This window comes from Bacillus sp. ISO11 (assembly GCF_003458115.1).
Taxonomy (GTDB): Bacteria; Bacillota; Bacilli; order Bacillales; family Bacillaceae_G; genus Bacillus_A; species Bacillus_A cereus.
In genome coordinates this window covers 51358-64916 of sequence record NZ_QXCO01000010.1, presented here as the reverse complement: position 1 = coordinate 64916, position 13559 = coordinate 51358, and the positions used below count along the sequence as shown (strand labels likewise).

Genomic DNA, 13559 nt, shown 5'->3' with positions numbered 1-13559 from the left:
TACATCCCCCTAAGTATGAAGCTTATGATGACTGACTTTTATATTTATCTACTTATTGAAATATCTTTTTTAAATTCTCCGTAAACGGTGCCTTTACAATCCCTTTTTCTGTAATAATCGCTGTTACATTTTCATGTGGAGTAACATCAAATGCTGGATTATATACTTTACTTTCTTTCGGAGCAGAATATTGTCCGAAGCGATTAATCACTTCAGAAGCATCTCTTTCCTCGATGGGAATTTCTTTTCCTGTCGGTGTTTTTAAGTCAATTGTCGGCGTTGGCGCTGCTACATAAAACGGAATGTTGTAGTATTTCGCTAAAATAGATACGCCTAATGTTCCAATTTTATTTGCTATATCACCGTTCGCTGCCACACGGTCGCATCCAACAATTACAGCGTCAATCTTCCCTTGTGACATGACCATAGCCGCCATATTATCCGTAATGACAGTAACATCAATTCCCGCTCGCTGTAGTTCTAATGCCGTTAACGTTGACCCTTGTAATCTTGGACGTGTTTCATCCGAAAAGATTTTTAAGTCCCATCCTTTTTCTTTTGCTAAGTACATTGGAGCCGTCGCAGTACCATACTTAGTCGTCGCTAACGCACCAGCATTACAATGTGTTAATACTCCCATTCCATCACGGAATAATGTTAATGCATGTTCTCCAATTTGACGGTTAATTTCTTCATCTTCTCTATGAATTTCTTTTGCCTCTTCTAGTAATCTATCTTTCAACTGTAAGATTGATAAATGAATATTATCTGCCGCTACACTTTCCATTCTTTCAAGTGCCCAAAATAAATTTACTGCAGTCGGTCTTGATGTCGCCAAGTATGTACATACCTTTCTTACTTCATCCATAAATCCTTCTTCCGTACTTTCAGCAAATTCCTTTACCCCTAAATACACTCCATAAGCTGCTGAAACACCAATCGCTGGTGCACCTCGTACTTTCATTACTTGAATGGCATCCCACACACTTTCAGCTGTTTTAAATGATTCATAGACAATTTCATTCGGTAATAACGTTTGATCTAACAAAACTAAAGCATCATCTTTCCACTGAATTGGTATTAATTGCTCTTCCATCATATTCTCCCCTTACTCCGCGTAGTGCATTGACTGTTCTTTTAACGTTTCTACAAAACTTGTACCTGTTCTATATTGATTCGCTCGTAAAATAAAACTCTTCGCTACTTTAAGACAAATTCGCTCCGCTCTAGCACGTGCTTCCTCATTCTCAATACAAGTAATATCTTTTACTTTCGCTAATCCAACAATACGGCGGATTAATTCAAGACCTGTCACTGCAGCTGTATCCTCTAATACAGATTGTAAATATACTTCGTTAAAGCCTTCTTCCTTCGCCATAATCTCGGTCACATGAATATCCCAAGCATCTAAAAACTTCTTCTTAAATAAATCAATTACCTCTACCATCGTAGTTTGTAACCAATCCATATACGTATCTTTCTCAGCTCCAGGTGGCATCGTTGCATCTGCATTCACCCAAGCAAACATTAAATTCGCCATTACATTCCCAACGTCATATCCCATAGGTCCATAAAAAGCAAACTCAGGATCAATAACCTTTGTAGAATCATCTCTTACAAAAACAGAACCAGTATGTAAATCACCATGAAGCAATGCCTGTGCATTCGTCATAAAAGAAAATTTACGTTTCGCTACTTCCATACGAAGCTCTTTATCACTATAAATATGCTCCCTAATCCATCCCTCATTTAAAGGAAATAACTCATTACGCTTATTATGATTTGTAAATGGTTCTGAATATACGAGGTCCTCTGTAATCTCACATAATCCAGGATTTATATAATTCTTCACAAGTTCCTTCTTCTCTTTATGATTCATTACAACATCAGATGTTAATAAAAGTGTATTTACCATAAAAGTAGTTAAGTCGTCAGCAAGCTGCGGAAATATTTGATGATTTATAAGTGCTGTACGTAATATTGTGTGATTCGATAAATCTTCCATTACGCAACAGTTCATCACACTATCAAATAAATACACCTTAGGAACAAGTCCAGGTGCTAACTCATCCTCTAACTGCAAAACATCTGATTCTATGCGAATACGATTCGTCGACAACTTAAACTCATCTGAAATGCGAGCTGTATCCCCAGCTTGCTTTACGATGACAGAGATGTTCTCTTTTTCATCCCAAACGCGGAACACATAATTTAAATTGCCATCACCTATTTCTTTACACTTTAGCCCCTTTGCATGTTCAAACTTAGATAATTTCTCTTTCACATATGCAATCACATCTTTAGCTTCCATTAAAAAATACTTTGTGAACTTAGACATGGTTTCCCCTCCACACCAATTGTAAGCGTTTTCTAAAAGCTATAAAAAATAATAGGTTGAATTTTTTCATCCTATAAATATGTATTCTTCTTTTTGAAAGGTATATCTAGGTTTTATTATATCTCGTTAGCACTTTGAGTCAATATTTCTAACTATCAGCGTAATATACTTCCTAATTATATATTTGAGATGACAAAAATTGTTCAAAAAGATTTCGATTCATTTTATTTTATTTATCGCACAATTCTTTGTAAAATAGAAATAAGCAGTTCCTTTTCAAATACATAACTTCTAAGAAATATTTCCTTCCTAAGAATTTACACTTACACCATATCTCTAACATACACACTACTCTTTCAAACAATCATTGAAAATTTATAAACTTAAAGTTACCTTTCCATTCCCTGTTAGCCTTAATTGAGAATAAATATTAATTAAATCGGTATAAAGTTGGTTTATTCTCTTGACAAAATAACCACTTCTATATGATAATTAATATCGAATTAGAATTATTATAGTTAATTAAAAAATATATTTTATGAGCACACTATTTTTTGATGCTCAAAACCAACATTTAGGAGGAATTTTAATATGTTATTAATCGGCACAGAAGTAAAACCGTTTAAAGCTAATGCTTACCATAATGGAGAATTTATCCAAGTTACTGACGAAAGTTTAAAAGGAAAATGGAGTGTAGTTTGTTTCTACCCAGCTGACTTCACATTCGTTTGCCCAACTGAACTTGAAGACTTACAAAACCAATACGCAACTCTAAAAGACTTAGGCGTTGAAGTATACTCTGTATCTACAGACACTCACTTCACTCACAAAGCATGGCATGATAGCTCAGAAACTATCGGCAAAATCGAGTACATCATGATTGGTGACCCAACTCGCACAATCACTACAAACTTCAACGTTTTAATGGAAGAAGAAGGTCTTGCTGCTCGTGGTACATTCATCATCGATCCAGACGGCGTTATCCAATCTATGGAAATCAATGCTGACGGTATCGGCCGTGACGCAAGCATTCTTGTTAACAAAATTAAAGCTGCTCAATACGTACGTAACAACCCAGGTGAAGTTTGCCCAGCTAAATGGCAAGAGGGTTCTGCAACACTTAAACCAAGCCTTGACCTTGTAGGCAAAATCTAAGGAGTTCGATCAAAATGATACTAGATGCAGATATAAAAACACAACTATCCCAATACCTTCAATTAATGGAGAACGATATTTTACTTAAGGTAAGCGCAGGAGACGATAACGTATCTAAAGATATGTTAGCTCTAGTAGACGAATTAGCTACTATGTCATCTAAGATTACAGTAGAAAAAGTTGAATTAGAGAGAACACCAAGCTTTAGCGTAAACCGCCCTGGTGAAGACACTGGTGTCGTATTCGCTGGTATTCCATTAGGACACGAATTTACATCATTAGTGTTAGCTTTACTACAAGTAAGTGGACGCGCTCCAAAAGTTGAACAAAAATTAATCGATCAAATTAAAAACATTCAAGGCGAATATCATTTTGAATCTTATATCAGCCTAAGTTGTCATAACTGTCCTGATGTTGTACAAGCTCTTAACGTAATGAGCGTTCTTAACCCTGGTATTACACATACTATGATTGATGGCGCTGCATTCAAAGAGGAAGTAGAAAGCAAAGACATCATGGCAGTACCAACTGTTTACCTAAACGGCGAATCTTTCGGAAGCGGTCGTATGACACTTGAAGAAATTTTAGCTAAAATGGGTAACGGTCCAGATGCATCAGAGCTTTCTGATAAAGATCCATACGATGTTCTTGTTGTTGGTGGCGGCCCTGCTGGTGCAAGTGCAGCAATTTACGCAGCACGTAAAGGCATCCGCACTGGTATCGTTGCTGAGCGCTTCGGTGGTCAAGTAATGGATACTATGGGCATTGAGAACTTCATCAGCGTAAAAAAGACTGAAGGTCCTAAGCTAGTAGCAAGCCTTGAAGAACACGTAAAAGAATACGACATCGATGTAATGAATCTACAACGTGCGAAACGTTTAGAGAAAAAAGAACTTATTGAAGTGGAACTTGAAAACGGCGCTATTCTGAAAAGTAAGAGCGTAATCGTTTCTACAGGTGCTCGCTGGCGTAATGTTGGCGTACCAGGTGAAGCTGAGTTCAAAAATAAAGGTGTAGCATATTGCCCACACTGTGACGGTCCATTATTCACTGGAAAAGACGTAGCAGTTATCGGCGGAGGTAACTCTGGTATTGAAGCAGCTATCGACTTAGCAGGTATCGTTAAGCACGTAACTGTTCTTGAATTCATGCCAGAATTAAAAGCTGATGCTGTATTACAAGAGCGTCTTAACAGCTTACCAAACGTAACTGTTCTGAAAAACGTTCAAACGAAAGAAATCACTGGTACTGATAAAGTAAACGGTATTTCTTACATCGATCGTGAAACTGAAGAAGTTCATCACGTTGAATTACAAGGTGTATTCGTACAAATCGGTCTTGTGCCAAACACAGACTGGTTAGGCGAAACAGTTGAACGCGTTCGCGGTGAAATCGTAACAGACAAGCACGGCGCTACAAACGTACCAGGAGTGTTTGCTGCAGGTGACTGTACAAATAATCCGTACAAACAAATCATCATCTCTATGGGTTCAGGTGCAAACGCAGCTTTAGGTGCATTTGATTACTTAATCCGTAACTAATAAAAAACAGGTGCCTTGGCACCTGTTTTTTTATTACCCTAATGTATAAACTAAAAACCTCTCATTCCCATTCTTCTCATAAGCACCTGGCAATCTAACTTCTTTCTTCAGCTCAAACGCAGTCTGATTTTCTAAGAAGAAAATATAGTCCTCAGAAGGATAATATAAAATAATATCCACTTCTCTCCCCGTGTTTTCTACTGAAAGCAAAATGTTATTTACTACATTCATAAACACTTGCACAGAAAACGGATTAAAGAAATAAAACCTATTATCATGTGGATCAATCTTATATTCCTGCGCTAAACAACATTGGAATTGAATTTTCCCCTTACTGTTTCGTGCCTTTCGGGCATAACGATCTCGATTATCCATCGCTTCTTTATAAAATTCTTCATTCATTTCAATTCCAACTGCTGAAGCCCCACATTTATGATGCATATAAAAGTTTAATCGCCCTTTTCCGCACCCAAAGTCTACAATTCGGTCGCTACTTCGTATTTCATATTGATTCAATAACTCATCTAACCCGCTATACGGCGTCGGTTCGTAGCGGTGATAATGCATAGACTTGTTAAACCCTTTTTGCTCACCGACTGTTTTTATATGTAAAACTGCATCGTAATATTGTTCGTTCATTCGTTTTCTCCTATTAAAAAATGGTACTTATTATTATACACCATGTACTGGAGGCTCATTTTTCATCAAATTAATAGGTACGTGAAATTATATTAACGATTTTCTTAATATATCTATCGTAACTTCAAATATATCAACGATTTTCTCAATATATCTATCATAACTTCAAATATATCAACGATTTTCTCAATATATCGATTTACCGACAATTCACGACAAAAAAACAGGAGCTCTTTAGCCCCTGTCTTCTAACACTTTCAATACAGTTTGTTTCAATATTTCTACCCCATCCATAATACAACTATGATCAAACCTCATATACGGATGGTGTAATCCAGGTTGTAGGTCTGCTCCTAGTCCAAGCATGACAGCTTTTAAATGTGGTCTTTTCACTGTATAGTAATGGAAATCATCGCTTCCTGTCGTATAGAGAGGCCCTGTGCATCTCTCTTCCCCATACACTTCGAGAATACCTTTACGCATAAAGCGCTCTGCTTCTTCAGAAACCTCTGCTCCTGGTGCAAGATCCATCCATTCGTATGAAGTTTTCGACCCCATCGATGCAGCTGATTCTATTACATGCTCAATCTTTTTCTTTAATTCTTCTAATAGTATATTACTCTCTGCTCTTACATCTAAACTGAAATGACCATTTCCCGGAATAATATTTAAATTATCACCACCAGCTTGGCATCTCGTCATTTTTACTGAATAAGAACTTTGCGGTGGCAGCCAAATATTTTTCAAACCGACATTAATCATGGAAATGACATCAATCGCATTCACACCTTGGTGTGGTCTTGCCCCGTGTGCATCCTCCCCATGAATCATACCCTCTAAAAATCCTGCTGCTCCATGGCGAATAGATGAGGCTGCTTGTTTCAAAGATAGTTCTTCAATTGGTCTTAGATGGACGCCAAATAAGAAATCGGCATCATCTACAGCACCTTTCTCCACCATCTTCAAAGCACCATTACCCTTCTCTTCTGCCGGCTGAAAAATAAATCTAACCGTACCACTTTTCCATCTCATATTTTTCAATTGTAAAATAAGTCCCATTACAATGGTCATATGAGCATCATGGCCACATGAATGGTTCGCTTTAAATTCTCCATTTACTTCTTGCCAAAGTGCATCCATATCAGCACGAATCGCAATAACTGGATTCCCGCCTCCAATCTCAGCAATTACACCTGGACAATCATCAAATGTTCTATATGAAATTCCTTCTTCTTTTAAAAAGTCAGTAATATACGTTGTCGTTTCATATTCTTTCCAACTTACTTCAGGGTTTTCGTGTAAATGCTGAAAAATCTCCGTTAAGCGCTCTTGTAGTTCTAATGTTTTCAACGTTCCAGTCTCCTTCCCACATTACAAACGATTCGGGTTAATTATACTTATGAAAAACAGATGTTTTTATGAACATATTGAATTTTAAGAAAAAAGTCAATTGTTTATTTTTAAATACTTAAAAACCTTACTCTGCACTTATATTACAAACTAAACAAACAACTAGAACATTCCTTATTTTCTGTTTTTTATGTTGACGCTTACATAAACTTTTAGTTATCATAACCTAATAAACGTCTATTTTACGACAATTCTAAAAATACAAACAAACATACGTAACAAGGAGGAACTTTATGAAAAAAGAAATACCTTTTGGAATAGCGATTATCCCTATTATCATTACCGTTGCAGTTATGATGGTTACAATTGTTGTATTAAAACAAACCCCTCACGTTCCACTTATTATCGGTACAACCGTTGCTTCTATTGTCGCTTGGCGTTATGGTTACAAATGGAATGATCTTGAAGAAGCAATGTATAAAGGGATTCGTCTTGCATTACCTGCTATCGTCATTATTATTCTTGTTGGCTTAACAATTGGTGCTTGGATTGGCGGTGGAATCGTCGCAACGATGATTTATTACGGTTTAAAACTTTTAACTCCATCACTATTTTTAGTTTCCATTACCGTCATTTGTTCTATCGTTGCATTAGCAATTGGTAGCTCTTGGTCTACAATGGGGACAATTGGTGTTGCTGGAATGGGAATTGGCCTAAGTATGGGAATCCCAGCTCCAATGGTTGCTGGTGCCATTATTTCAGGCTCTTATTTTGGCGATAAAATGTCACCGCTTTCAGATACAACTAACCTAGCCGCAGGATTAACAAATACAGATTTATTCGCACACATTCGTCATATGTTATTTACTACAGTTCCAGGTTTAATTATTACTCTTATCGTTTACGCGCTCTTAGGAAGAAGCTTCGGCGCTAACAATATTGATGCGAAGAGCATCGATCAAACGTTACAAGTATTGCAACAAAACTTTGTTATCTCACCTTTCCTACTCATTATACCCGTAGTCGTTATGGTATTGGTCGCAAAAAAAGTTCCTGCTATACCAGCGATTCTCGTCGGTATTATTTTAGGATTTTTATCACAAGTCTTTATTCAAGGTGGTTCTGTCTCAGCATCTGTCGGTGCACTCCAAGCTGGATTTGTTATAGACACTGGAAACAAGCTAGTAGACGAACTATTTAACCGCGGTGGCTTAGATTCGATGATGAATACAGTCTCTATTACAATTGTCGCTATGACTTTCGGAGGAGTATTAGAACATACAGGTATTCTTCGCTCAATTGTAAATCAAATTTTAAAGTTAGCGAAATCAGCAAAAGGGCTTATCGCTTCTACTATCGCATCTTGTTTTGCAACAAACCTTACTTGCTCTGAACAATATATTTCAATTGTTGTCCCTTCAAGAATGTACGCAAATGCATACACAGAAAAAGGACTATATTCAAAAAACTTATCCAGAGCATTAGAAGATGGCGGAACATTAACTTCTGTCTTCGTTCCTTGGAATACGTGCGGTGTATTTATTCTCGCTACACTTGGCGTAGGTGCATTTGAATATGCCCCTTATGCTATTTTGAATTTCATCGTACCTATTATCTCAATCATTTATGGCATAACAGGCTTCACAATTGTAAAACTATCAGACATTGAAAAAGCAGAATTACTAAAGAAACAAAAAGCTCAACTAGAAGCTTAAAAATAGCGGTAAATTCAGTTCATATAGTGCGCGAGGTCGCCCTTGTTGATAGGGCATTTCCTCGCCACAAATATGAGCATACCCGTAATCAACTAATTTCTTTAACAACCTTTCTGTCGATCTTCGAGTCACTTGTAAGTACTCAGAAAGGTCAGCTGCTGTAAACTTCAATGACGGATGCGATTGACTAAATTGAATGATTTTTGACAAGTTGGCCGGACTAAGCTTCGTTTCCTTCGCTATTTTCATTAGTTCCGGATTATCATTTTTCAAACTTTGTACTCTCTGTTCTTTCGGGAACGGACCAAACAAATCTTTATCACTTGTTAGTATATAAAAACAACGATCTATTGGATTATTCTTTGCAAAACTTTGAGCAATTTTTGCATTTTGCTCCGCCTCTTTCACGGTTTTCCCATAACCAAATCCAATAGCTATCGTTCCTTCTACGCTCGCAAACAAGTTATCTATCGCATTTGTTTTAATAATTGATTCGATATCACCACGAGTTGTATACAAAATGCATGTCATTTCATCCACTTGTTTAAATGAACCACGTAGTTCTTTTGAAATGAAATCTAGTTTTTCAAGCAAACTCGCTCGTAATTCTAAGGAAGAAATAATACAAGCACCAACAGTAGCTGAATAGCTTTTTGCTAACTCAGCTTTTATTTTTGCATCTTTTAGCCCATGTATAATGGACTGTGTTGGATCAATCATACGCTCTGAAGGAACACCTATTTTTTGAAGCTCATCGTAAACAGCGTGAATACTAGTTAAAGCTAAATGAGCCTCTCCAGATTGATATTTAGCTACATGAAAATCGATAACTCTATTTATTTCATCTTTACTCCACAGCATATTTTCATAATCCAACACTTGCGGGCTTTCTTTTATACCAATATCATGGAACACATTTGTAATAAACGAGCGGTCTACTAAATCGATGGAAATGTTATGTGGTTGAATACTTTGATGATACATGATAGAAAGAATTGAAGATGCGACAGTTGTCTCGTCTTGCTGTAAGTATGTACTTGGAATTCGTAATTGTTCTCTTATTTCTTTTGCCATATAATAAGGTAAAGCACCTGAGAAAAAGATGACATCACAAGGCTTTAGACACTTTAATAATTCAGAAGATTCCGCCGGATGAAGGTAAATATATGGATCAATTTCTATTCCTTCTAATTTTTGAGCAATAGGAAAAAGGTTCTCCATAAACTCCTTTGAACCGACAACTGCAATTTTTATCATCATTTTCTCTAACTCCTTATCATTAATTAACGACTATTTAACGTCAACTATATCAAATGTACAAAACTATTGTAAACAGGAAGGGGTTTCTATTCAATGAAAATTACAGCTATTCATCTTTACGCAATTCGTTTACCGCTTCGCAATCCGTTTGTTATTAGTTATGGCTCTTATTCTGATATGCCCTCTATTATCGTCAAAATGGAAACAGATGAAGGTATTATCGGTTACGGTGAAGGCGTTGCTGATGATCACGTCACAGGTGAATCATGGGAAAGTACTTTCCATACTTTAAAACATACGCTAACCCCTGCTCTAATCGGGAAAAATCCAATGAATATCGAAAAAATACACGACATAATGGACAATACAATTTACGGTGTTCCAACAGCGAAAGCTGCAATTGATATTGCTTGTTTTGATATAATGGGCAAAAAACTAAATCAACCTGTATATCAATTAATTGGCGGGCGCTATCATGAAGAATTCCCTGTCACTCACGTTTTAAGTATTGCCGATCCTGAAGATATGGCTGAAGAAGCTGCTTCTATGATTCAAAAAGGTTACCAATCTTTCAAAATGAAAGTTGGTACGAATGTAAAAGAAGATGTGAAACGTATTGAAGCTGTACGAGAACGTGTAGGAAATGACATCGCTATTCGCGTTGATGTAAACCAAGGCTGGAAAAATAGCGCAAACACATTAACAGCACTGCGGTCATTAGGACATTTAAACATTGACTGGATTGAACAACCTGTTATCGCGGACGATATTGATGCCATGGCTCATATCCGTTCTAAGACAGACCTCCCGCTTATGATTGATGAAGGACTAAAAAGTTCTCGTGAAATGCGCCAAATTATTAAATTAGAAGCTGCTGATAAAGTGAATATAAAACTAATGAAATGCGGTGGCATATATCCAGCTGTAAAGCTCGCTCATCAAGCTGAAATGGCCGGCATTGAATGCCAAGTGGGATCAATGGTCGAATCATCTGTTGCCTCTTCCGCAGGATTCCATGTCGCTTTCTCAAAGAAAATCATTACGAGCGTAGAGCTAACAGGACCATTAAAATTCACGAAAGACATTGGAAACTTACATTACGATGTACCATTCATTCGCTTAAACGAAAAGCCCGGACTCGGTATTGAAATAAACGAAGATACACTACAAGAACTAACCGTCTTTCAAGACGTTGTACGCTAAAGGAGGACTATCATATGACGGTTCTATACAAAGGAACATTAAAACAAAATAACGAATCATTTCACGTTACATTACTATCACTAGAGCACATCGAACAAATTTTATCACTACAAAACATCGTAGTTGAAGCACTAGAAGATAAAAGTCGTTTACAACCACTCTCACTAGAAGAATTTCAATACATTCTAGAAGGAAACGGCATGATGATCGGTGCTTTTATCGAAAACAAACTCATCGCATTTCGCGCTCTACTCGTCCCTCCTATCGACGATGAACATTTAGGGCTTGATATTGGTTTGCCAGAAAGTGAACTACACCGCGTCATCTATCAAGAAATCTCAAACGTTCATCCGAACTGCCGAGGAAATGGTATGCAAAAAATATTAGCAAAAGTCATTATGGAAGAATTACAAAAAGAAGACAGCAAATATGATTATGTATGCTGCACCGTTGCTCCTTTTAACATTCCGAGTTTGAAGGATAAGTTTGCGCAAGGGATGGAGATTGCTGCGCTGAAGGAAAAGTATGGTGGTAGTCTGCGGTATGTTTTTGTGAAGGAATTGCGTGAAGACAAGAAAAGAGATTGGACGGATGTTCAAAGTATTCTAATGAGTGATGCTAGTGGACAGCAGGCTTTGCTTTCGGAGGGGTATCGTGGGTATGAGATGGGGAAAGTTGATGAAGATTTTGTTGTGAAGTTTGGGCGATAATCTATATACTCGAAAAGAGGAGATGTCTGCTGTGACCTCTCCTTTTACTTTCGCTTCATTGAACATATCGATTGCAACTCCAAATATATCAGCGGTTTTCGAAATATATCGGCGCAACTCCGAATATATCAGCGGTTTTCGAAATATATCGGCGCAACTCCGAATATATCAGCGATTTTCGAAATATATCGGCGCAACTTCAAATATATCAGCGATTTTCGAAATATATCGACTTACCGACAAAGATTGACAATAATTGCAACCTATACAAAGCGCAACATTAAACCGTCATCTTCCAACTAGATAAAGCTAACCAGTTCTCCATTTCCTTATAATCGGGCATGATTTTCCCGACAAGACGCCAAAACGATCGATCATGATTTAAATGAACCATATGACACATTTCATGAACAACTACATAGTCAATTACTCGCTGTGGTGCCATTGCTAGCTTCCAATTGAATGTTAGTTGTAAATTCGAATCGCAAGTACCCCAAGTACGACTACTATCTGTAATACGAATAGAACGTGGTTTTGTTTTGAAATTACTTTGATGCGCTTTAATACTCTTCTCTACTAAAGATTTACACTGCTTATAGTAAAATCGTTTTAAAGCTTGTTGTATTTTCTCATCCTTAAGCTCTTTCACATAAATATGTAACTTATCCCCTTTAAATACTGCGTTGTCTTGCTCAATGCTTGCATCTTGGGAAATCTGTATCGGATACGTATTCCCTAAATACAAAAAGCCTTCTCCTTGATCATAATCCTTTTCCTGTGGTCCATGCGCTCGCTCCTGCATTTCTTTACGTGTTGTCTGAATCCAACCCCACTTCTCTTCTAGCAACTGGACTAAGTATTCAACAGGTGTCCCTTTCGGAGCCTGTATTTCTACATTTCCATACGAATCTACAAAAAGACGCACGGACTTTTTCTTCTTATAAGTTATATGAAAATTAATTGTCTCACCTAAATATGTATGTACCATTTCATCACCTAGCATAGTATTTTTACAAATAAAAAAGAGTAGGATACGAACGTCCTACTCTACCTATTATATCATTTACTGCTTTAACGAACTCATTATCCTCTATACTTTACACCTAATCCCTTAATGAAATTCCTTGCGTATCTATCGCCGCACTCTTTGTAATTTTTATGACCTTTTTTTCTTAATAGAGCGCCTAACTCTCCTTTTGTTACCGTAACGCCCACGCTATCTAATATATCAAGTACATCCTCACTCGTTAAAGATAGTGCGATTTTCATTTTCTTTAGAAGAAGGTTATTGGCACTCTCCTTGCTCTGTACAGGTGCAGGCTGCCCTGGTTTCGGATCTTGCTTTCCTCTTTTTAAAGTAATAAATCCATTTAAAAATGCCTCTAACATCATCATATCGCATGTTTTTACGTACTCATCTTCAGCTACCTCATCATTTTCAGCTTCATGCTGAGGAGCTCTCTTTATTTTTGTAAGCATATCAACTACGTCTTCTTTCGTTACTTCCATCCCGCCAAGTTTAAAGATTTCTACCATATCTATATCTTTTATATCTAAAGCGTATCGTACTCTTTTTAATATATCGTTGTTGCTCATTGCCATTGGGTTTCCTCCTGAAATGTTGATTATTTATTCAGCGGTTAAAGTT

Annotated in this window: 12 protein-coding genes; 5 read left to right on the top strand and 7 right to left on the bottom strand. The window is 37.1% G+C overall.

Features of this window, described 5'->3' with window-relative positions; genetic code table 11:
- Positions 1-52: 52 nt before the first annotated feature.
- Both mtnA and mtnK read right to left on the bottom strand, forming a co-directional pair.
- Positions 53-1099, bottom strand: a complete 1047-nt coding sequence (gene mtnA / locus D1166_RS13130; RefSeq protein ID WP_087947609.1) for an S-methyl-5-thioribose-1-phosphate isomerase — start codon at positions 1097-1099, stop codon at positions 53-55.
- 9 nt (positions 1100-1108) lie between these two features.
- The gene (gene mtnK / locus D1166_RS13125) at positions 1109-2338 is read right to left on the bottom strand and encodes an S-methyl-5-thioribose kinase (protein WP_000033221.1); all 1230 of its coding nucleotides are present in this window, start codon (positions 2336-2338) and stop codon (positions 1109-1111) included.
- Between the two features lie 591 nt (positions 2339-2929).
- On the opposite strand from mtnK, the gene ahpC reads away from it, so the two are divergent.
- Together ahpC and ahpF are read left to right on the top strand one after the other, a co-directional pair.
- On the top strand, positions 2930-3493 hold the full coding sequence (gene ahpC, locus D1166_RS13120; protein ID WP_000924420.1) for an alkyl hydroperoxide reductase subunit C: 564 nt from the start codon (positions 2930-2932) through the stop codon (positions 3491-3493).
- A gap of 14 nt (positions 3494-3507) precedes the next feature.
- Positions 3508-5034, top strand: coding sequence for an alkyl hydroperoxide reductase subunit F (gene ahpF / locus D1166_RS13115; RefSeq protein WP_000599501.1), 1527 nt, complete (start codon positions 3508-3510; stop codon positions 5032-5034).
- Between the two features lie 33 nt (positions 5035-5067).
- Here the strand turns inward: ahpF and D1166_RS13110 are convergent, their stop codons facing one another.
- Positions 5068-5673 (bottom strand): SAM-dependent methyltransferase, encoded by a 606-nt coding sequence (locus tag D1166_RS13110; protein WP_001005631.1) that lies wholly within the window; start codon positions 5671-5673, stop codon positions 5068-5070.
- Positions 5674-5907: 234 nt separating this feature from the next.
- On the bottom strand, positions 5908-7023 hold the full coding sequence (locus D1166_RS13105; RefSeq protein ID WP_000853546.1) for a M20 peptidase aminoacylase family protein: 1116 nt from the start codon (positions 7021-7023) through the stop codon (positions 5908-5910).
- Between the two features lie 293 nt (positions 7024-7316).
- Here D1166_RS13105 and nhaC point away from each other — a divergent pair, with 293 nt between their 5' ends.
- Positions 7317-8738: a Na+/H+ antiporter NhaC gene (gene nhaC / locus D1166_RS13100; RefSeq protein ID WP_097856388.1), complete on the top strand. Its 1422-nt coding sequence runs from the start codon at positions 7317-7319 to the stop codon at positions 8736-8738.
- On the opposite strand, the gene D1166_RS13095 is transcribed toward nhaC, so the two are convergent.
- A complete protein-coding gene (locus tag D1166_RS13095; RefSeq protein ID WP_097856387.1) occupies positions 8727-9998 on the bottom strand; it encodes a transcriptional regulator in 1272 nt (423 codons plus the stop codon). The two genes, nhaC and D1166_RS13095, sit on opposite strands and share 12 nt — an antisense overlap.
- A 93-nt stretch (positions 9999-10091) precedes the next feature.
- Between D1166_RS13095 and D1166_RS13090 the strand changes: the two genes are divergently transcribed.
- Together D1166_RS13090 and D1166_RS13085 are read left to right on the top strand one after the other, a co-directional pair.
- Entirely contained in the window at positions 10092-11201 is a 1110-nt protein-coding gene (locus tag D1166_RS13090; RefSeq protein ID WP_000704486.1) for a mandelate racemase/muconate lactonizing enzyme family protein, read from the top strand.
- Positions 11202-11215: 14 nt separating this feature from the next.
- Positions 11216-11911: an N-acetyltransferase gene (locus tag D1166_RS13085; RefSeq protein ID WP_097856386.1), complete on the top strand. Its 696-nt coding sequence runs from the start codon at positions 11216-11218 to the stop codon at positions 11909-11911.
- A gap of 280 nt (positions 11912-12191) precedes the next feature.
- Here D1166_RS13085 and D1166_RS13075 read toward each other — a convergent pair whose 3' ends face one another.
- Both D1166_RS13075 and D1166_RS13070 read right to left on the bottom strand, forming a co-directional pair.
- Positions 12192-12899: a M48 family metallopeptidase gene (locus D1166_RS13075; RefSeq protein WP_000233735.1), complete on the bottom strand. Its 708-nt coding sequence runs from the start codon at positions 12897-12899 to the stop codon at positions 12192-12194.
- Between the two features lie 95 nt (positions 12900-12994).
- Positions 12995-13513, bottom strand: coding sequence for a YehS family protein (locus D1166_RS13070; RefSeq protein WP_001251702.1), 519 nt, complete (start codon positions 13511-13513; stop codon positions 12995-12997).
- Between the last annotated feature and the right edge of the window lie 46 nt (positions 13514-13559).